The sequence below is a fragment of the Caulobacter sp. S45 genome (assembly GCF_009765965.1).
In the GTDB taxonomy this organism is placed as follows: domain Bacteria; phylum Pseudomonadota; class Alphaproteobacteria; order Caulobacterales; family Caulobacteraceae; genus CAHJWH01.
Window position 1 is genome coordinate 71425 of record NZ_LMUL01000017.1, and the last position, 20232, is coordinate 91656.

14 protein-coding genes are annotated in these 20232 nt (G+C 67.2%); 7 read left to right on the top strand and 7 right to left on the bottom strand.

Going from position 1 to position 20232, the window contains the following annotated elements; all coding sequences use genetic code 11:
• Positions 1–11: 11 nt before the first annotated feature.
• A complete protein-coding gene (locus tag GSQ87_RS20120; RefSeq protein WP_158918089.1) occupies positions 12–2051 on the bottom strand; it encodes an ATP-binding protein in 2040 nt (679 codons plus the stop codon).
• A gap of 216 nt (positions 2052–2267) precedes the next feature.
• On the opposite strand from GSQ87_RS20120, the gene GSQ87_RS20125 reads away from it, so the two are divergent.
• Complete coding sequence (locus GSQ87_RS20125; RefSeq protein WP_158918091.1) at positions 2268–3080, top strand: UDP-2,3-diacylglucosamine diphosphatase; 813 nt, start codon at positions 2268–2270, stop codon at positions 3078–3080.
• Positions 3081–3170: 90 nt separating this feature from the next.
• Here the strand turns inward: GSQ87_RS20125 and GSQ87_RS20130 are convergent, their stop codons facing one another.
• The gene (locus GSQ87_RS20130; RefSeq protein WP_158918093.1) at positions 3171–3677 is read right to left on the bottom strand and encodes a hypothetical protein; all 507 of its coding nucleotides are present in this window, start codon (positions 3675–3677) and stop codon (positions 3171–3173) included.
• Positions 3678–4212: 535 nt separating this feature from the next.
• On the opposite strand from GSQ87_RS20130, the gene GSQ87_RS20135 reads away from it, so the two are divergent.
• Positions 4213–7374 carry a TonB-dependent siderophore receptor gene (locus GSQ87_RS20135; protein ID WP_158918095.1) on the top strand — a complete coding sequence of 1054 codons (3162 nt, stop codon included), beginning with the start codon at positions 4213–4215 and terminating at the stop codon, positions 7372–7374.
• 101 nt (positions 7375–7475) lie between these two features.
• Here the strand turns inward: GSQ87_RS20135 and GSQ87_RS20140 are convergent, their stop codons facing one another.
• Complete coding sequence (locus tag GSQ87_RS20140) at positions 7476–9125, bottom strand: sulfotransferase family protein (protein ID WP_158918097.1); 1650 nt, start codon at positions 9123–9125, stop codon at positions 7476–7478.
• Positions 9126–9301: 176 nt separating this feature from the next.
• On the opposite strand from GSQ87_RS20140, the gene GSQ87_RS20145 reads away from it, so the two are divergent.
• The 5 genes from GSQ87_RS20145 to GSQ87_RS20165 all read left to right on the top strand — a co-directional run bounded on the left by GSQ87_RS20145 (position 9302) and on the right by GSQ87_RS20165 (position 16297).
• Positions 9302–10954 (top strand): sulfotransferase, encoded by a 1653-nt coding sequence (locus tag GSQ87_RS20145; RefSeq protein WP_158918099.1) that lies wholly within the window; start codon positions 9302–9304, stop codon positions 10952–10954.
• On the top strand, positions 10951–11988 hold the full coding sequence (locus tag GSQ87_RS20150) for a hypothetical protein (protein WP_158918101.1): 1038 nt from the start codon (positions 10951–10953) through the stop codon (positions 11986–11988). Before GSQ87_RS20145 ends, GSQ87_RS20150 begins: the two co-directional genes overlap by 4 nt.
• Positions 11989–12112: 124 nt before the next feature.
• Positions 12113–12781: a Fe2+-dependent dioxygenase gene (locus GSQ87_RS20155; RefSeq protein WP_158918103.1), complete on the top strand. Its 669-nt coding sequence runs from the start codon at positions 12113–12115 to the stop codon at positions 12779–12781.
• Between the two features lie 77 nt (positions 12782–12858).
• Positions 12859–13440: a DUF2497 domain-containing protein gene (locus GSQ87_RS20160; protein WP_158918105.1), complete on the top strand. Its 582-nt coding sequence runs from the start codon at positions 12859–12861 to the stop codon at positions 13438–13440.
• Positions 13441–13615: 175 nt separating this feature from the next.
• The gene (locus tag GSQ87_RS20165; RefSeq protein ID WP_158918107.1) at positions 13616–16297 is read left to right on the top strand and encodes a valine--tRNA ligase; all 2682 of its coding nucleotides are present in this window, start codon (positions 13616–13618) and stop codon (positions 16295–16297) included.
• Positions 16298–16320: 23 nt separating this feature from the next.
• On the opposite strand, the gene GSQ87_RS20170 is transcribed toward GSQ87_RS20165, so the two are convergent.
• From GSQ87_RS20170 to GSQ87_RS20185, 4 genes are all read right to left on the bottom strand, one after another.
• Complete coding sequence (locus GSQ87_RS20170) at positions 16321–16809, bottom strand: hypothetical protein (RefSeq protein ID WP_158918109.1); 489 nt, start codon at positions 16807–16809, stop codon at positions 16321–16323.
• A gap of 126 nt (positions 16810–16935) precedes the next feature.
• Positions 16936–17790 (bottom strand): carboxylating nicotinate-nucleotide diphosphorylase, encoded by an 855-nt coding sequence (gene nadC / locus GSQ87_RS20175; protein ID WP_158918111.1) that lies wholly within the window; start codon positions 17788–17790, stop codon positions 16936–16938.
• Between the two features lie 183 nt (positions 17791–17973).
• Positions 17974–19479 carry an amidophosphoribosyltransferase gene (purF, locus tag GSQ87_RS20180; RefSeq protein WP_158918113.1) on the bottom strand — a complete coding sequence of 502 codons (1506 nt, stop codon included), beginning with the start codon at positions 19477–19479 and terminating at the stop codon, positions 17974–17976.
• 4 nt (positions 19480–19483) lie between these two features.
• The gene (locus tag GSQ87_RS20185; RefSeq protein WP_158918115.1) at positions 19484–20200 is read right to left on the bottom strand and encodes a CvpA family protein; all 717 of its coding nucleotides are present in this window, start codon (positions 20198–20200) and stop codon (positions 19484–19486) included.
• Positions 20201–20232 lie beyond the last annotated feature (32 nt).

Genomic DNA, 20232 nt, shown 5'->3' on the forward strand with positions numbered 1-20232 from the left:
CACGCGCCGTCCTACGCTGCTACGCCCATATCCATTTCCGCTTCGGCAGGCGCGCCGTCGAGCGCATTGGCCACGCCGGCGAGCAGGTCTCCGGCGGTGATCGGTTTGGCGATATGGCCATCGGCCCCGACCTCGGCGCAGGCGCGCAGGTGTTCGGGCATGGCGTTCGCGCTCAGCACCAGGATCGGCGTGCGCGGCGCGGCGGCTTGCGTCTCGTGATCGCGGATCGCGGCGATGGCGGTCAGCCCGTCCATTACCGGCATCTGCAGGTCCATCAGCACCAGGTCGAAGCGGCTCGCTTTGAACGCCTCCAACGCCTCCAACCCGTTCTCCACGCAGGTCAGCTCCACGTCGGCTTGGTCCATGATCATCTGGACCACCCGGCGGTTGGTGGCGTGATCGTCGGCCAGCAGGATGCGCGGCGGGGCGTCGCTGGGCTCGGGCGACATAAGGTGGGTGACGTTGGACGGCTGGGCGCGGACGGCGGCGTGCTCCGCGTCGGGCAGGGGCAGCACCAGGGTGAATACGGCGCCCTCGCCGGGGGTGGATTCGGCGTCCAGGCCGCCGCCCATGAGTTCGGCCAGGTCCCTTGAGATCGCCAGTCCCAAGCCCGATCCACCGTAACGGCGGGTGATGGAGCCGTCCGCCTGGACGAAGCGCCCGAACAGGGCGTTCCTGCGCGCCGCGTCGAAGCCCACGCCGCTGTCGCGGACCTCGATCCGGTAGGTGTGTTCGGCGGGGTTCTCCGCCGCAACCCGCAGCACCACGGAGCCTACGGCGGTGAACTTCACCGCGTTGCTGAGCAGGTTGACCAGAATCTGCTTCATCCGCACCGAATCGCCGACCACGTGACGCTCGGCCGCCGGATCGATCTCCACACGCAACGCCACCTGCTTCTCAAGCGCCGTGGACACGAACAGGGCCGCCGACTCCCGCGCCAGGTCGGCCAGGCCGAAGGGTTCGGGATTGATCGAAAGCCGGCCCGACTCCACCCGTGCGATGTCCAGGATGTCCGACAGCAGGTGGTTCAGGGCGATGGTCGAGTTCTCAATGATCGAGACCATTTCTTGCTGGCGGCCGTCGAGCTGGGTCCGCGCCAGGACGCCGGTGATCCCGAGGACGCCGTTCAAGGGCGTGCGAATCTCGTGGCTCATATTGGCCAGGAACTCGCTCTTGGCTCGGTTGGCGGCTTCGGCTGCGTCCCGCGCCTGGGCCAGCAGCTCGGCGTTGCGCTTGCGCGCGGTGACGTCGATCAGGGCCGCGAGCCGTGCAGGACGGCCTTGGTAGATGGTCCTGCGGATGTAGGGCTGGACTTCGATCACCTGTCCGTCGGCGCGCCGATGGCGCCAGGTCTGCTGCGGGGTCTCGGATGGCGAGGCCGGGTCGCCCTGGTTTTTCAGGAAGCTCTTGTGCTGTTCGGGGTCGATGGCGCTGAGGATGTTCATGCCCAGCACCCGTTCCGCCGAATAGCCGTATTGGCGCAGGGCCGCGTCGTTGACCGCCAGCACGCGCATGGTGCGGCTGTCCCACACGCACATGGCCACCGGGCTTTCGCTGAACAGCAACCGTGACGTTTCCTCCTTGCCCTGTGACTCGGTCTTGGCGACTTCCAGCTCACGCGCCAGTTCGGTCATTTCGGCGGCGTGGCGATGATTGTCGGCGTTGGACGCCTGCAGCAGGCCGAGCGCGCTGCCGACCCCGACGTAGCGGCCCTCGTGCATCACGATGAACCCCTTGAGCAGGTCCGAGGGGCAGCTCGACAGGGTGTCGCGGATCAGGTCCGCCGGCGAGGCGGCGCCTTCCACCATCAGGGGGTGGGCGTTCATCACCAGCGATATCGACCGCGCCATATAGAGGGAGCGTCCGTATGGAGATCCGATCTTCAGGGCGAAGGCGTTGCGCTCGACCAGCCCGACGGGGGTCTTGTCCGCGTCCACCACCGCGATCACCAGCGTGTCGGGCTCCGCATTGAAGCGATCGAACACCACCTGACCGGGCGTTTCCGGCGAAACCGGAGCCAGAGGTTCGGCCAGATCGAACAGGGACTGCATTCTCACCACCACAACTCGGTCGTTGCGGGTCGTCTAACGCGGCGAGTTGAAGCAACGATTAACGGCGGTTTTAGTACTTATGTCCGTGTAGGGACGATCTATAGCCAAATTTACACATAACCGTCACATGCGAATGCTTCACATCGATGTCACAGAATCAGCTTAGCAGCGTGTTTCAATCCGCCAAAACGATGGGTGGCGGCCGCGGAGGGCGTCATGGGATTGTTCTGCCGCACCGTCTTCATCTCCGATGTCCATCTGGGCACCAAGGGATGTCAGGCCACCCTGCTTCTAGACTTCCTCGATCAGGTGCAGTGCGACACCCTGTACTTGGTGGGCGATATCGTCGACGGCTGGAAGCTGAAGAGTGGATGGCGTTGGCCTCAGGCGCACACCGACGTGGTGCAGAAGGTCCTGCGCATGGCGCAGAGCGGCGTCGAAGTCATTTATGTCCCCGGCAATCATGACGACCGCATCCGCGACTTCTGCGGCGTCCACTTCGGAGGCGTGGTGGTCGCCCGCGACGCGATCCACCAGGCGGCGGACGGCAAGCGTTACCTGGTCACGCACGGGGACGAGTTCGACGGCATCGTCAGCCACGCCAAGTGGCTGGCCTTCCTGGGCGACTACGCCTACCGCGCCCTGCTGTCGCTCAACACCCGCTGGAATGCGCTGCGCCACCGCCTGGGCATGGGCTACTGGAGCCTGTCCGCCTATGTGAAGCTGAAGGTCAAGAACGCGGTCCAGTTCATCGACGACTTCGAGCGCGCGGTGTCCGACGAAGCGCGTCGGCGTGGCGTGGACGGGGTGATCTGCGGCCACATCCACCATGCCGAGATGCGCGAGATTCACGGCGTGCTCTATGTCAACGACGGGGACTGGGTGGAAAGCTGCACTGCGGTGGTGGAGCACCAGGACGGCCGGTTGGAACTGATCGACTGGGCGCGAGTGCGCCAGGGCAGGGGTGCGGCCGCTTCCGCGCCGACGCGCGCGCCGGTCGATCTGTTCCCGCAACCCGTCGGCGTCTGATCTAAAGACGTGATCGCGTCTCTCGCCGGGCCCTGGCGATAGGATCGCGACTTCTCCCCCGTTTGGATCGGAAGCCGCGATCTCGCACGGTCAGTTCTGGCGGGCGCAGCGGATCGCCGCCTCGTGGCCGACCTTGCAGAAGAAGCTGCTGAGCAGGGCGCGGCGGATGATCATCTTCGTGCCGGGCTTGGGCGTGTCGGTCAGCGGCGTGGTGTCGATCTGACGCCAGACAGCGCCTTCGCTGGTCGTCAGCAGCCACTTGCCGTCAGCCTCCGGGCGGGCCGAGGCCAGTTCGACCTCGAGGTTGTTCACCTGGGCTTCCTTCGCCCCGCGGGAGAAGAGGCTGATGGAGGGCAGGTTGAAGCCGAAGGTCTGGCGGTTCACCTGGCGGACCTGCTCACGGTCCACGATCACCACGTCGCCCTTGTTCTGCGCCTGCTCGAAAGCGTCGGCGGCCCTGTCGTAGCAAGTCAGGCGAGCGGCGTCGTCGGCCTGCTTGCGGCAATCGGAGATGGCTTGCACGACGGCGGCCCGGCCCGGATCGGGCGCCCGCGCTGCGTTCGCCAGCGCTGGAACCGCCAGCAAGAGCGCGGTCATGGCCATCGTCGTCCTGATCACAGTCATACTCCAAGTCCTCGTTTGGATTGGCATTGGACCTCGCTGGAGGGTCGCATGCAATGGGCCCGTATGGCTCAGGCGACGCGGGCCACGCCGCCGTCGGTTCAGGTTACGAAAAGTGTGGCCGAACCCCCGTTCGCTATCGCGCGCGCCGGTGCAATGTGCGCGCTAGAACGCCTCTTCTTTGTGCGTTGTGGGCTCAGCCGGAGGCGGCAAGGGAAAATTTGAACTGGCAGACACATTTTGCCTTATTTGAAACATGATTAAGTATACGAAATACAGTCTATTGTGCCTACCCGTTCAGCCTCGCGCCTTAATTGCGGGCTTGGTGTGACCGTGCTGTGGCAACGATGCGACAGGCGCGCGTCAAACATCGGTTAGTTCAGTAACTTGAATTGACCCCCTGCCGTATGAAAGCCTCTATTTCGACCAACCGGCGGGTAACCCGACGGGGGCGTTTTCACATCGTGAGTAGGCTGGAGGCTGACGCCCGGCCGCTCCGGAGGGGATGAACTTGAAAATCAGATCCATGCGCGAGCGCCTGCTCGCGTCGACGGTCATCGTCGGCGCCTTCGCTGCGGCCACTACCGGACAAGCCTTCGCTCAGGCGATCCAATCCGCGCCGGTGTCCGGCGCCCAACCTGTCGGCCCGACGGGTGGCAACGACAGCGTCCCGACGCCGGCGACGAGCGCCGACGGCGCCTCCACCCAGGTGAAGGAAGTGGTCGTCACCGGCTCGCGCATCCCGCAGCCCGGCCTGACCAGCGTCAGCCCGCTGACCGTGGTCAACAGCCAGGAAATCAAGCTCGAAGGCACGACCAACGTCGAAGACCTGATCAACAACCTTCCTGCGGCCGTCTCCGGCCAAACCAGCCAGATCGCCAACGGCGCCACCGGCACCGCGACCGCCGACCTTCGCGGCCTTGGCCCGACGCGCACCCTGGTCCTGGTGGACGGCCGTCGCCTGATGCCGGGCGACCCGACCCTGCCCGCCGCCGACCTGAACGTCATTCCGGCCCAACTCGTCGACCGGGTTGAAGTCACCACCGGCGGCGCCTCGGCCATCTACGGTTCGGACGCCGTCGCCGGCGTCGTCAACTTCGTGCTGAAGCACGACTTCCAGGGCGTGCAACTCGACGCCCAGGGCGGCTTCTTCCAGACCGACAACAGCGGCAACGACAGCGTCCGCAACGCCATCAACAACTACAACCAGACCGCGGCGACCAAGATCGGCATCCCCGGCAGCACCGTGGACGGACGTAAGATCGACGTGACCGCGCTGTTCGGCGCCAACACGCCGGACGACAAGGGCAACGTCACCGCCTATGTCGAATATCGCAACCTGGCGCCGGTCACCCAGAACAACCGCCTGGGCAGCGCCTGCGGCCTCGGCACCACCCCGTCCGGCAAGACCAATGCGTCGGGCGCGAATATCTACGACACCCACGCCTGTATCGGCTCGAGCAACAACCCCAACGGCCGGTTCGGCGTTCAGTCGATCACCTCGCCAACGGGAACCGTGCTTGCCAATTCCACCGCTGGTCTGCAGGCCTTGGGCGTCAACACGGCCACGCTCTCCAATGGCACGACGCCGGGAACCTTCGTTCCGTACAACAACGCCCTCGCCTACAACTTTGGTCCGCTGAACTACTTCCAGCGTACGGACGACGCCTACCGCGGCGGCTTCCTCGCGCACTACCAGGTGAACAAGATGTTCGACCTGTATTCGGACTTCATGTTCAGCGACGACCGCACCGTGGCCCAGATCGCGCCCAGCGGCGCCTTCGCCGGCACCGGCGCCAATGGCGGCAGCACGCTGGCGATCAACTGTAACAATCCGCTCCTGTCGGCCTCACAGGCCTCCGCGCTCTGCGGTTCCCTGGCCGGGACTTCGAACCTCGCGAATGCGCTGGTCGGCTATCGCGACATCAACGCCGGTCCGCGCCAGGACGATCTTCGCCACACCGAGTACAAGATCGACATCGGGTCGCGCGGCGATCTTGGCCAAGGCTGGAACTACGACGCCTACCTGCAATACGGCACGTCGATCCTGAGCGAGGAATACCAAAACGACGCCTCCGTCTCACGCTTCCAGAATGGTTTGCTGGTCAATCCGGCCACCGGCGCCTGCGCCGGCGGCCAGGCTGGCTGCGTGCCCATCAACATCTTCAAGGCTAACGGGATCTCGCCCGCCGCCATCGCCTACACGGCCGTCCCGGGCTTCGAGGAAGGCAACACCACCGAGCAGGTGGCCAGCGCCTCGGTCAACGGGGACCTGGGCCAGTACGGACTGAAGAGCCCGTTCGCCAGCGACGGTATCGGCGTGGCGTTCGGCGCGGAATATCGTCGTGAGAACCTGGTCCTGAACACGGATGAGGAATTCTCTTCCGGCGACCTCGCCGGCCAGGGCGGTCCGCACCTCAGCAACTCGGGTTCGTTCGACGTCTATGAACTGTACGGCGAAGTCCGGGTGCCGCTGGTTCAGGACCGGCCGTTCGTCAAGAACCTGTCGTTCGACGGCGCGTACCGCTTCTCGGATTATTCGACGGCGGGGATCACCAACACCTACGAAGCCCAGCTTCAATATGCGGTGAACCGCGATATCGCCTTCCGCGGCGGCTACAACCGCGCCGTCCGGGCCCCGAACGTCAACGAGTTGTTCGGACCCAAGTCGGTCGGCCTGTACACCGGCGTCGATCCCTGCGCCGGCGCCACGCCGACCGCTTCGCTCGCCCAGTGCGCCAAGACCGGCGTGTCGACGGCCCAATATGGCAATATCTCCCAGTGCCCGGCGGGTCAGTGCAGCCAGCTCACCGGCGGCAACGCGAACCTGCAACCGGAAAAGGCCGACACCTTCACCCTGGGTGCGGTCTGGACGCCGACCCAGTCCTTCCTGCGTGGCTTCACCCTGACCGTCGACTGGTTCGACATCGATGTGAAGAACATCATCCAGGCGGGCTTCGGCGGGGCCAACAGCACGGTCACCCAGTGTATCCAGACCGGCAGCCCCACCTTCTGCGGCCTCATCAACCGCGATCCGACCAGCGGCATCATCTTCGGCCAGACCGGCTTCGTGAACGCCACGGAAACCAACTCCGGCTTCCTGCGCACCGAAGGCGTCGATGTGGAAGGCAACTACCACACCCGGTTCACCGACTGGGGCCTGCCGGACTACGGCGGGTTGGCCTTCAACTTCGAGGGCACCTACACCTACGAGTCGCTCGAGCAGCCCGTGTCGGGCGGCGGTGTGTTCAACACCGTCGGTTACTATGGTCCGACCTCGGCCGGCGCGACCGCGCCCATTCCTCGCTGGAGGCACAAGGCGCGCCTGACCTGGACCACGCCTTACCCGCTTACGGTCTCGGTGCAATGGCGCTTCGTGGATAGCCTGCGTTACGAGGGCAACTCCGCCAATCCGTTCCTCAATGCGTTCGACGATACGGCGGACGCCAAGCTCCCTGTGATGCAGTACATGGACTTGTCGGCGACCTACCGGATCAAGGACGGCCTGACCGCTCGCTTCGGGGTCAACAACGTGTTCGACAACAACGCGCCGGTCACCGACTCCAGCTACCTTGGCCTCGCGGGTCCTCCGTACGGCAACGGCAATACCTATCCGGGCCTGTACGACGCCCTGGGTCGGGAATTCTTCTTCGGCATCACCGCCGACTTCTAAGACTACGATCTGGCAAAGAACTGGGGCGGCGATCTTCGGATCGCCGCCTTTTATTTGTTCGGGTCTGGCTGCACCCGCGATGTGGATGGGGCCTGGAAGCTTTATTCTTCGGAATAGCCGAACCGCTCCACCCAAGGACGCAGGATCGGAAGGGCCGCAGCCAACTGATCCTTGTATCGGCGCCAAGTCCCAAACCCACTGCGGTTCAAGCCCTTCGCCACCTGCAGCGCGCTTGGCGTCGCGATCGCATGGGTCTGCAGGTGCGGCCCCTGTGTGAAGTTTCGCATATCCGCCGACCAATCCAGCCCGATGAAATCGCAGATCTCTCGCGTGCGGCGATCAAAATCGTCGACTAGATCTTCGTGGCGGGTGAAGTGTACGTCCAGCGGAAGCTTTTCAAGACACAGCATCGCAGCGCTCATATATGCCGCGTAGAAAGTTGCGCCGCGCTCCGTGTCCAGTAAATCGATGGTGTACGGAGCGACCCGGAACTGTTGACGAAAGCAGCTCAGCACGACATCCCTTGGGTCCCGCAGTGCGAACAGGATTTTGGCTTCCGGGAATAAGCGAGTGATGATCGGTAATTTCAGCGCGTTGAATGGAAGTTTGTCGATCAGGGTCTTTTCACTCGGCTCGATCCCGTGGGCGCGGACCCTGTTCCAGTAGGCCTGTCGCAGTTCGTCGCGTTGCCCGTGGCCGAGCCGTCGAAGGCGGTCGAGGCCGCTGCTCCCCGTCATGAACAGGAGGGCGGAGTCCACCAGCGTCTCCTTTTCCTCCAGGCTGACGACGGAGGGATGGGACGCCAGAACCTGTTCCAGCAAGGTCGTGCCAGACCTCGGGAAACCCATCAGGAAGGCGTGGATCACCGGTTCGTCGGGCGTTCGAATGGGCGGGGTCCCCACCGGTTCCCAGCGCGAAGCTGTGGAGAAGTAGGCCTCGGTCCAACGGGCGGCGTCCAGCCCCGTCCGGCCTTTCGCGACCTTGCCGCCATCCGCGACTTGCGCGCACCGGTTGCTTTCGGCGTAGGCCGCAAAGGCGTCCGGATATCTGTGCTGGGCGTGGCGAAGATCGGCGCGCAGGCCATAGGCGAGACGGCGCTCGAACGGACCTAGGCGCGGATCGGCCAGCAGGGCGTCGATCTTGGCCTCGGCGCCGGGATAGTCCCGCACTTCCATGTCCGCGGCGATCATGGCGCGCTTCGCCAGGGGCTGGTTCGGATCGATCGCCAGGGTACGTAGGGTATAGGCGCGCGCGCGGGGCCAATCCCCCCGCCGGGATGCGATCATCGCCAGCCGCCCCAGCGGTTCGGCGCTGCGGGGGTCCAGCGCCGCAACCCGTTCGAACGCCGCCTCCGCCGCGATCAATTCGCCGGCCCCTTCCAGCGCCCGGCCAAGATTGAAGAAGGCCGGCGCGAAACCGGCGTTGAGGTCCGTGGCGGCGCGATAGGCCGCAAGCGCCTCTTCCAGTCGATCGTGCTTCTCCAAGCACAATCCGTAGGCGTTGCGCACGATCGGATCTTCGGGGGCCAGCGACACGGCGAGCGCGAGGTCGGCCAGCGCTTCCTCGTCGCGTCCTTCACGCTCCAGCCAGAGCGCGCGCAGGTTGAACAACAGCGGATGGCGCTGGCCGGCTTCGAGGGCCGCGCGCGCCAGGCGGATCGCGCCGTCCACGTCGCCGCGCTGGATCGTGCTCTTGATCTCGCGCAGGCGATCGGAGTCCGCCACGATCGGGTTGGATGCGTCCTGCATCATCTTCCTCGTTCCACTCGCCCAGAGTGATGCCCATGACCAAGCCGCCCAGCAAGCAGAAGCCGAGACGACTGTGTGTCAGGGGACGCCTTCTTGTTTGTGGCGGGCGGCGACCGGCGATACGTTGGGTGCGAAGGCGGCCTGCGAAGCCGTAGGGCGTTGTGTCTAGAGCGGTGGGTATGAGCAAGACTTCCAATAAGCGCATGGCGTCGTCCGGCGGCGATGTCATGCCCGCCGTCCACGCGGCGCTTGCGGCGGGAGACACCACCCGTGCGGTCACGCTGGCGCAAGCCGCCCTGGCGCAGGGTGTGGAGGCGCCGCTGCTGTTGAACCTCTGCGCCTACAGCCTGGAGCTGGAGGGGCGGCTGGTCGAGGCGATGGACCTGCTGGACCGGGCGTTCCGGCTCGCCCCCGCCGATCCCACCATCCTGAACGCCATCGGGCGCAACTACTCCAAGCAGGGACGGGCCGACGAGGCCCTGCGCGCCTTCGACGTCGCCATCTCCGTGCTCCCGAGCTACGCGCCGGCCCATAACGGCCGTGGTCTGGCGCTCGAGATGCTGGGCGATCCCGAGGGCGCGTGGGCCAGCCAGGAGACGGCGTCCCGATTGGAACCCCAGTATCCCGACCCCCTCGGCGCCCTGGCCGCGCTGGCGGTGCAGCGGCAGGACTGGACCGCGGTGCGCGCGCATGCGGAACGCGCCCTGGCGCTGGATCCCTATCAGTCGGCCGCCACCCTGAGCCTGGCGACCCTGGAGCAGCATGAGGGTGACACCGCCGCCGTCGTCGCCCGCCTCGCGCCCCTGCTGCAGCAGGGCGGCCTCGCGCCCCTGCACGAAGCCTCCGCCCAGCGCATGCTCGCGGACGCGCTCGATACTCAGGGCCGCGCGGCGGAGGCCTTCCCCGCCTACGCCGCCGCCAATCGCCTGCTGCGCCACGCCCATCAGTCCACCTTCGGTCGCGATGGGGTCGAGGGCGGGGTCGCGCTGACCGAACGGCTGGGCGCCTATTTCGAGGCGGCCGATCCCGCAGCGTGGGCGGGCGCGCCGGGCGAGCCCGGCAAGGGGCCGGACGTCCTGGGCCATGTGTTCCTGGTCGGCTTTCCGCGTTCGGGGACCACCCTGCTGGAGCAGGTGCTGGCGAGCCATCCCAAGATCGTCGCGCTTGAGGAACGCCCCACGCTTGGCGATGTGGGCGCCTTCTTCTTCACCGCCGAGGACCTCGACCGGCTGGCCGATCTGGATGGACCCGCCGCCGATCGGCTTCGCGCGGACTACTGGAAGCGAGTGGCCGAATGTGGGATCGATCCCGCAGGCAAGGTGTTCGTCGATAAACTGCCGCTGGCCACGCTCTGGCTACCCTACATCGCCAAGCTGTTCCCCGACGCCAAGGTGTTGTTCGCCCGTCGCGACCCGCGCGACGTGGTGCTGAGCTGTTTCCGCCGCCGCTTCGTGGTCAACGGCGCCCTGTACGCCTTCACCGAGTTGGAAGACCTGTCGCGGTTCTACGCCGGGACCATGGGCCTGGCGGAGGTCTACCGCGAGAAGCTGTCCCTCGCCTGGCAGGTGCACCGCCATGAAGACCTGATCGAGGATTTCGACGCCGAGGCCAAGTCCATCTGCGCCTTCCTCGACGTGAAGTGGGACAAGGCCATGCGCGACTTCGCCGAGACCGCCAAGCGGCGCGACGTGCGCACGCCCAGCGCCAGCCAGGTCCGGCGCGGCCTGTATCGCGAAGGCATGGCCCAATGGCGCGCCTATGCCGAACCGATGGCCCCAGTGCTGCCGATCCTGCAGCCGTGGGTCGAGCGTTTCGGTTATCCCGCCGCTTGAGCGCCATCCTCGATATCGCCGCTTCGCCGGCCCTCTATCCGATCCAAGACCACGGCGCGGACGTCCGGTCGATCCGGCTGGAGGAGGGGGACTACGTCCGCGCCAGCTTCCTGGATGAGCGGTTGAGCGGGCCGGGGATGGTCGAGGATCAGCGCCCGTGGACCGAGGTGGCGGAGGCGGTCGCAGGCCTGCCTCGGCGCGCCGACTTCGTCTTCCATATCGGCCATGTGGGTTCGACCTTGATGGCGCGCCTGCTGGGCGAGCATCCCCGGGTGTTCAGCCTGCGCGAGCCGGCCCTGTTGCGTCCGCTGGCGGCGGTGTGGCCGACGCCCTCGCTCGAAGCGGAGGCGCGGCTCGACACGCTGATGCGCCTGTTCTCCCGCACCTGGCGCCCGGAGCAGACCGCGCTGATCAAGGCCACCAGCTTCATTTCCGAAATGGCGGAGGACCTGCTCGTGCGCGACCCCGAGGCGCGGGCGATCGCCATGGGCGTGACGCCGCCGAGCTATCTTCGCGGCATCCTCGGCGGCCCAGGTTCGCGCGAGGAGATCGCCTTCATGGTCCCCCAACGCCTGGCGCGCCTGGAACGTCGGTTGGCGGCGGCGGTCGTGATCCGCTCCGAGGGCGAACAGATCGCCATGAGTTGGCTATGCGAGACCCTGGCGCTGCACGCCGCCGCCGAGCGCCATGGCCCGCGCGTGCTCTGGATCGACTTCGACCGCTTCCTGTCCGATTCGGCGACGAGCCTCGGGGCCGCTTTCACCCATCTGGGCGCGGAGACGCAGGCGGATTTCGTCGACGGCCTGGTTCGCGGTCCCCTGATGCGGCGCTACTCCAAGGGGCCGGAGCACGCCTACGACGCCGATCTCCGCCGCCAGGTCCAGGCCCAGGCCGAGCAGGAACATGGAGTCGAGGTGCGCGCGGGCATGGACTGGCTGCAGCGCATGGCCCATGCGCATCCCCTGGCGCTGGCGGCCCTGCGCCGCGCCGCTGCCGCCGCCCGACCGGTTGCGGCGACCGTCCCCGCTCGCTAGAGCAGGATAGCCGAAAGTGGACGCCGGTTTCGGCGACTATCATGCTCTAACTATTAAAGAATATGAGCATTTTTGTTTCGAATCAAAAATGCTCTAGCCTGATCCTGCCGAGGCGGACCCGCTCATGTTCCTGGAAATCGCCGATCTCCTCACGCCGCCGGAACTGGCGCACCTGCAGCAGGCGGCGCGCACCGGCAGCTTCATCGACGGGCGCATCACCAACCCGCATTCCAAGGTGAAGAACAACCTGCAGCTCGGCTATGGCGATCCGCTCTACCGGGAGACTTCGCGGCTGATGGCCGAGGCGTTGCAGCGCCACGAGGACTTCCGCAACTCGGCCTTCCCCAAGATCATGGCGCCGCCGATGCTGACCCGCTACCCGCCGGGCAACGCCTACGGCGCCCATTCCGATTCGGCGTTCCTGCCCATCGGCGAGCGGCCCCTGCGCTCGGACCTGTCCTGCACCATCTTCATCTCGCCGCCCGGGGCCTACGAAGGCGGCGAACTGGTGGTGCGGCTTGGAACCCAGCAGGTGCGGATCAAGGGCGCGGCGGGTTCGGCGGTGATCTACCCTTCCGACACCCTGCACGAGGTGACGGCCGTCACCGCCGGCGAGCGGGTGGTCGGGCTGACCTTCATCGAAAGCCGTATCGCCGACCGGGCGCGGCGTGAACTTCTGTACGATCTCAACGAGGTCGCGGCGCTCGAAGGGCTCGGCATGAGCTGGGAGAACTACACCCGGATGCAGCACGTGCAGATGCGCCTGCTGCGCATGTGGGCCGATCCCGGTTGATGATCTCAGCCACATTGCGGGATGGACGCGGGCGGCTTAGGCTCTAACTCAGATTCTCTCGAAATCGCGGGTCGCCCATGTCCGACACCAACGCCCAGGAACCGACGATGGAGGAAATTCTCGCCTCCATCCGCCGGATCATCTCCGAAGACGATGCGCCGGCCGCTGCGGCGCCCTCGGAGAGCCATGTGCCGCCGTTGCAGGCCGAGCCCGCGCCGGCGCCGGTCCATGTGCCGCCGCCGAGCATCCTGCACGACGAGGACGACGTGCTGGAGCTGACCGAGCCGCTCGACCCGCCGACGGCCTACGTCGCGCCCGAGCCGATAGCCCAGGCGCCGCACTTCGAGGAGACGGTTGGCGATCTCGATGTCTTCTCCAGCAAACCCGCCGCGGTCGCGGCGACGCCCGCCTACAGCACATCTTCGCCGGCGCACGAGGAGCCGCTGGTCGGCGGTTCGGTGGCGGACAGCAGCGCCAGCCATTTCGGCGCGCTCGCCCGCACCGTGACCATGCCCAAGGATGGCCGCAACCTGGAGGACGTGGTGCGCGAACTGCTGCGGCCGATGCTGAGCGACTGGCTCGACCGACACCTCACCGCCATCGTGGAAGCCCGGGTCCAGGCCGAGGTGGAACGGATCGCCCGCCGCCACGACTACTGAGGCCGGGGCGCATCCGCCCGCCTGTCTCGACCCTGCGTCGCCTCATGGGGCGCAGGGCTTTGCGTCCAAAGCGACGGGCCCAGCCCCGTCTCGACGCTGACCCTCGCGACGTTCGCTCGCCAACGCCGATTTCGCTTGCCAGCCGTACGTGCATCGCGCTTTTCCGACCCCCATCATGCTCGACAAGACTTTCGACCCGAAATCCGCCGAACCCCGCCTGTATGCGACCTGGGAGGCGTCCGGCACCTTTCGTCCCGAGCACGTCCTGAGCCGCGATTCCCACGCGACGCCGTTCTGCATGGTGATCCCGCCGCCCAACGTGACCGGCTCGCTGCACATCGGCCATGCGCTGAACAACACGCTGCAGGACATCCTGGCCCGCTATCACCGCATGAGGGGCCACGCGGTGCTCTGGTTGCCGGGCACCGACCACGCCGGCATCGCCACCCAGATGGTGGTGGAGCGGCAGCTCGCCGCCGAGGGCAATGTCGGCCGCCGCGAGATGGGCCGCGACGCCTTCGTCGAGCGCATCTGGGCCTGGAAGGCGCAGTCGGGCGGGACCATCACCCAACAGCTCCGGCGGCTGGGCGCGTCCTGCGATTGGAGCCGCGAGCGCTTCACCCTGGACGAGGGCCTGTCGCGCGCGGTGCGCAAGGTGTTCGTCGAGCTGCACAAGGCCAACCTGATCTATCGCGACAAGCGGCTGGTGAACTGGGACCCGCACTTCCAGACCGCCATCTCCGACCTGGAGGTCGAGACCCGCGAGGTGCAGGGCAAGATGTGGCACTTCGCCTATCCGCTGGAGGGCGAGCCCATCGACGGGGTCAGCGAGATCGTCATCGCCACCACCCGGCCCGAGACGATGCTGGGCGACGGCGCGGTCGCGGTGCATCCCGACGATCCGCGCTACACCAGGTTCGTCGGCCGCCAGGTCCGCCTGCCGATCGCCGACCGGCTGATCCCGATCATCGCCGACGAATATCCCGATCCCGAGAAGGGCTCGGGCGCGGTGAAGATCACCGGGGCGCACGACTTCAACGACTTCCAGGTGGCGGCCCGCCACGGCCTGTCGATGATCTCGATCATGGACGAGCGCGCCCGCATGGCCGGCCCGATCCCCGAGCGCTATCTGGGCGTGGACCGCTACGCGGCGCGCAAGATGGTGGTCGAGGAGATCGAGGCGCTGGGCCTGCTGCGCCAGATCGAGGAGCGGGTGATCGCCCAGCCCCACGGCGACCGCTCCGGCGCGGTGATCGAGCCCTACCTGACCGACCAGTGGTACGTCGACGCCAAGACGCTCGCCGCCCCCGCCATCGCCGCGGTCGAGGACGGGCGTACGGTGTTCGAGCCGAAGAACTGGGAAAAGACCTACTTCGAGTGGATGCGCAACATCGAGCCCTGGTGCATCTCGCGCCAGCTCTGGTGGGGCCACCGCATCCCGGCCTGGTACGCGCCCGACGGCGAGGTGTTCGTGGCCGAGGACGAGGCCTCAGCCAAGGCCGCCGCGCGCGCCAAGCTCGGCCGCGATGTCGAGCTGCGCCAGGACGAGGACGTGCTCGACACCTGGTTCTCCTCCGCCCTGTGGCCGTTCTCCACCCTGGGCTGGCCGAACGAGACCCAGGACCTGAAGCGGTTCTACCCGACCTCGACGCTGGTCACCGGCTTCGACATCATCTTCTTCTGGGTCGCCCGGATGATGATGATGGGCATCCAATTCATGGACGAGGTCCCGTTCCAGCGCGTGGTCATCAACGGCCTGGTGCGCGACGAGCGCGGGCAGAAGATGTCCAAGTCCAAGGGCAATGTGATCGACCCGCTGGACGTGATCGACGACCTGGGCGCGGACGCCCTGCGCTTCTCCATGGCCATCCTGTCGGGCGCGCGCGACATCAAGCTGTCGAAGAACCGGATCGAGGGTTATCGCAACTTCGGCACCAAGCTGTGGAACGCCGCACGCTTCTGCCAGATGAACGAGTGCACGCCAGACGCCGCCTACGACCCGGCCGCGGTCAAGGAAACGCTCAACCGCTGGATTCGCAGCGAGACGGTGAAGACCGCCCAGGCGGTCAGCGCGGCGCTGGACGCGGCCGACTTCGCCGAGGCGGCCAACGTGCTCTACCGCTTCGTCTGGAACGTGTTCTGCGACTGGTATCTGGAGCTGGCCAAGCCGATCCTGAACGGCGACGAAGGGAGGGCCAAGGCCGAGACCCGCGCCACCGCCGCCTGGGCGCTCGACCAGATCCTGCGCCTGCTGCACCCCATTTCGCCCTTCATCACCGAGGAGCTGTGGGACAAGACCGCCGAGTTCGGCCCCCGCCGCGACGGCCTGCTGATCGAGGCCAAGTGGCCGGCGCTGTCCGGCGAATGGATTGACGAGGCGGCCACCGCCGAGATCGACTGGCTGATCGGGCTGGTCAGCGAGGTGCGTTCGATCCGCTCCGAGATGAACGTGCCGCCCTCCGCCCGGCCGCCGCTGGTCCTGGTGGGCGCGGGGCCGCTCACGCAAGAGCGGCTGAAGCGCAATCGCGACCGCCTCTGCACCCTGGCCCGGCTGGAGGCCGTGCGCGAGGCGCCCGCGACCCCGCATGGCGCGGTGCTGTTCGTGGCCGGCGAGGCGACGGCCGCCCTGTCGGTGGCCGAATACATCGACCTCGCCGCCGAGAAGGCGCGCCTGGCCAAGGCCCTGGCGGCGGCGGAGCAGGACGTAGCCCGCATCGCCAGGAAGCTCGATAACGCCGACTTCGTCGCCCGTGCGCCGCCGGAGGTGGTGGAGGAGAACCGCGAGAAGCTCGCCGAGGCCGAGGCCGCGCTGGAGAAGCTGAAGGCGGCGGCGGCGCGTCTGAAGACGGTGAGTTAGCCTTCTTCTCACCTGCGCGGCGGCTATGGGAACTCGTCGTGGGCGCAGAGCCTGCGGCCGAGCCGGGTGGCGCACATGCCCATGTCGTAGCTGCCGGAATGCAGCGGGACCCACTGGTCGAAGCGGCACTTGTCCCAAACCCGCATGTAACGGTGCTCGTCCTCGCGCCTGAACACCGGATGTAGGTTGACGGTGTAGAACGGCGTCATGTTGTCGACGCCCGTGTCCCACCGATTGACCAGCCCACAGATTTGGCCCCTCCGCGTGGACCACACCGCACCGAGTTCAAGCGGTAGGGGCTGCTGCGGCAGGCGCTGGACCAGACGGGCGTAGACGACGCGCCATGCCGCGTGAGCCGCCGGCGCGGCGGCTGCGGTCTCGGCCGGGGTGGGCGGTCTCGGCGGCGCCAGCTCGATCTGATCGATGGTCACTTCCACCACGACCGCGATCAGCCAGCAGAGCCCCAGCGCCGCGACCAGGATGTCCATAAGGCTGGGCCGCTGTCGCTCCATCCGGGCGCTCTCATGACGATATGGAACGACTACACTTGTAGATTTTGTCTATTACAAGCGTAATCTGCTCATATCAATCGAGCGCTTTAGTCTTTTCCTCCCCCGCTTTGCAGGGGCGGACAGCTGTCAGTCCCGGTAGTCCAGCCCGATATCCAGCACCCGCGCGCTGTGGGTCAGCCAGCCGGCGGAGAGCAGGTCGACGCCGGTTTCCGCGATGGCGGGGGCGGTCTGGGGGGTGATGCGGCCCGAGGCCTCGGTGATGGCGCGGCCGGCGACCATGGCCACCGCCTGGCGCAGCAAGTCTGGTCCCATGTTGTCGAGCAGCACGGCGTCCACCCCGATCGCCAGCACCTGTTCGAGCTGGGCCAGCGTGTCGACCTCGACCTCGAGCTTCACCAGGTGGCCGACATAGGCGCGGGCGCGTTCGATGGCGGGGCGCACGCCGCCGGCGACTGCGATGTGGTTGTCCTTGATCAGCACCGCGTCATCCAGGCCGAAGCGATGGTTCATGCCGCCGCCGAGCCGCACGGCGTGCTTCTGCAGGGCGCGCAGGCCGGGCGTGGTCTTGCGGGTGTCGGCGACGCGGGTGCGGGTGTGGGCGATGGCGTCGGCGATGGTGGCCGTGCCGCTGGCGATCCCGCTCAGGTGGCCAAGGAAGTTCAGGGCCACCCGCTCGCCGGTGAGCAGGCCGCGCGCCGGGCCGGAGACGATGGCGATGTCGTCGCCGGGGACGATGCGCGAGCCGTCGCCCTTCAATACCTCGATCTTCAGGTTCGGGTCGATCAGGCGGAAGGCCATGATCGCCACGTCCAGGCCCGCGACCACGCCAGGCTCGCGGGCGGCGAGCGCCGCGCGGGCGGTGGCGTCCGCGGGCACGATGGCGTCGGTGGTCAGGTCGCCCGCGCGGCCGAGGTCCTCCAGCAGCGCGGCGCGCACCAGCGGCTCGATCATCACGGCGGGCAGGGGGGGGGGAAGGGTCATCGGGGCCTGCGGCTTGGTGCGGGTGGGATGCGCTTGCAGGAGCTATCGCCCGTCCCCTTCATTGTCATCCCGGAAAGCGCGTCAGCGCTTATCCGGGACCCAGGGGCGGCGCGCGATCACCTGGGTCCCGGCTCTCCGCTCTGCTGCGGCCGGGATGACAGGACATGTAAGGCGAGGAGGGGGCTAGGCGCTGACCAGCAGCGACAGTTGGCGCTCGTTGGGTTCGTTGCGGCCTTCGGCGATCTCGCGGTCGAGCAGGCGGGTGGGGTAGTCGCCGGTGAAGTAGTGGTCGGTGAACTGGGGCGTCACCGGATCGCGCTGGCCGACGCCCATCGACCAGTAGAGGCCGTCCACCGATAGGAAACCCAGGCTGTCGACCTCCAGCATCTCCTTCATCTCCTGCATGGTCTTGGTGGCGGCCAGCAGGCGGTCGCGGTCGGGCATGTCGATGCCGTAGAAGTCCGGCCACTTGATCGGCGGCGAGGCGGAGCGGAAGTGGATCTCCTTGGCGCCGGCCTCGCGCACCATGCGCACGATCTTCAGCGAGGTGGTGCCGCGCACCACCGAATCGTCGATCAGCACCACCCGCTTGCCGGCCAGCACCTGGCGGTTGGGGCTATGCTTCATGCGCACGCCCAGTTCGCGCACGCCCTGGCTCGGCTGGATGAAGGTGCGGCCCATATAGTGGCTGCGAATGATGCCGAGCTCGTAGGGGATGCCGCTCTCCTGGGCGAAGCCAAGGGCGGCGGGCACGCCGCTGTCGGGCACGGGCACCACCACGTCGGCCGGCACCCCGGTCTCCTGGGCCAGCCGCGCGCCCATGCGCTTGCGCACGTCGTAGACAGAGCGGCCGTTCACCACCGAGTCCGGGCGGGAGAAGTAGACATACTCGAACAGGCAGGGACGGGCCTGGGCGGCGGGGAAGGGCCGCGAGGAATGAATGGTGCGCTGACCGGAGATCACCACCACCTCGCCGTGCTCGATGTCGCGCACGAACTTGGCCCCGATCATGTCGAGCGCGCAGGTTTCCGACGCCAGCACATAGGCGCCGTTCAGGTCGCCCAGCACCAGCGGGCGGATGCCCAGCGGGTCGCGGGCGCCGATCAGGCACTCGTTGGTCAGGGCCAGCAGGGCGTAGCCGCCCTCGATCTTGGACAGGGCGTCGATGAACCGCGCCTCCATCGAGCCTTTGCGCGAGCGCGCCACCAGATGCAGGATCACCTCGCTGTCGGAGGTGGACTGGAAGATCGACCCCTCGGTGACAAGCTGGGCGTGCAGGGCGCGGAAATTGGTCAGGTTGCCGTTGTGGGCGATGGCGATGCCGCTGGCCTCGAGGTCGGCGAACATCGGCTGGACGTTGCGGATCACGCTGGCGCCGGCGGTGGCGTAGCGGGTGTGGCCGATAGCGTAGCGGCCGGGCAGGCGATGCATGAGGTCGTTGCCCGAGAAGGCCTCGCCGACATGGCCCATGTGGCGCTCGGTATGGAACAGCTGGCCGTCGTAGGCGGCGATGCCGCACGCCTCCTGTCCCCGGTGCTGCAAGGCGTGCAGGCCGAGGGCTGTGACCGCACTGGCCTCGGCGGCGTTCCACACGCCGAACACGCCGCATTCCAGGCGCATCTGGTCGTCGTCGGGTTCTCGGACATGACCCTGCACGTCGCTTAGCGAAGTCAGACGAGGAGACGTCATAGGGTCACTCCACCGGCTCGGACGGATGAACATGGCGATGATGATGCGGCCGTTCCGGCTCGCCGGTCATCACTTGCAAAGTGCGGTGCGACGGCTCGGGCGGGGGTGGCGCGGGCGCATCGGTGTCGGGCGGGGGGGGCGGGGGCAGGACGGCGGAGACGCCGCTCTGCTCCGCGCCGGGATCGGTGTCGGAGGCCGCGTTGCTGGCCCGATCCTTCAGGATTCGGCCCAGGCCCGACATGTTGTGCAGGCTGCCCGGCGCCAGGGTGGCCAGGGTCTGGCCCGAGGCGCGGCAGAGCGGATAGAGCCGGGCGCGCGTCACCAGGGCGGGGGGATGGCCCAGCGGGGTGGCGTTGAAGATCAGGTAGAAGACGCCGAAGATCACCAGCGCGCGGACCACGCCGAAGCCCAACCCGACCGCCCGGTCGATAGTCCCCAGCGTCGCCTGGCTGCGCAGCGCCTTGGAGATCGAGGAGCCCAGCACCCGCAGTGCGATGTAGGCGATCAGGAAGGCGATGATCACCGCCACCGCATTGGCCGCCCAGGCCGGATGGACGCCATGGCGCGCGATCGGCGCAGTGAAGGGCAGCAGATAGACCGATAGCGCCGCCGCTATGGTGAAGGCGAACAGCGTCACCAGCTCCAGCACCGCCCCCCGGCTGAAGCCGACGATGGCGGAAACGAGGAGGATGAGGCCGGCTGCGAGGTCGAACAGGTTCACGCGCGCTTTCCGATTGGCGCTCCGTAGCCTGA

What these genes read in the sequence shown, in the direction of transcription:
- GSQ87_RS20120 (WP_158918089.1), bottom strand. Translation starts at nt 2,051, where the DNA reads ATGCAGTCCCTGTTCGATCTGGCCGAACCTCTGGCTCCGGTTTCGCCG.
- GSQ87_RS20125 (WP_158918091.1), top strand. Translation starts at nt 2,268, where the DNA reads ATGGGATTGTTCTGCCGCACCGTCTTCATCTCCGATGTCCATCTGGGC.
- GSQ87_RS20130 (WP_158918093.1), bottom strand. Translation starts at nt 3,677, where the DNA reads ATGACCGCGCTCTTGCTGGCGGTTCCAGCGCTGGCGAACGCAGCGCGG.
- GSQ87_RS20140 (WP_158918097.1), bottom strand. Translation starts at nt 9,125, where the DNA reads ATGATGCAGGACGCATCCAACCCGATCGTGGCGGACTCCGATCGCCTG.
- GSQ87_RS20145 (WP_158918099.1), top strand. Translation starts at nt 9,302, where the DNA reads ATGAGCAAGACTTCCAATAAGCGCATGGCGTCGTCCGGCGGCGATGTC.
- GSQ87_RS20155 (WP_158918103.1), top strand. Translation starts at nt 12,113, where the DNA reads ATGTTCCTGGAAATCGCCGATCTCCTCACGCCGCCGGAACTGGCGCAC.
- GSQ87_RS20160 (WP_158918105.1), top strand. Translation starts at nt 12,859, where the DNA reads ATGTCCGACACCAACGCCCAGGAACCGACGATGGAGGAAATTCTCGCC.
- GSQ87_RS20165 (WP_158918107.1), top strand. Translation starts at nt 13,616, where the DNA reads ATGCTCGACAAGACTTTCGACCCGAAATCCGCCGAACCCCGCCTGTAT.
- GSQ87_RS20170 (WP_158918109.1), bottom strand. Translation starts at nt 16,809, where the DNA reads ATGGAGCGACAGCGGCCCAGCCTTATGGACATCCTGGTCGCGGCGCTG.
- nadC (WP_158918111.1), bottom strand. Translation starts at nt 17,790, where the DNA reads ATGACCCTTCCCCCCCCCCTGCCCGCCGTGATGATCGAGCCGCTGGTG.
- purF (WP_158918113.1), bottom strand. Translation starts at nt 19,479, where the DNA reads ATGACGTCTCCTCGTCTGACTTCGCTAAGCGACGTGCAGGGTCATGTC.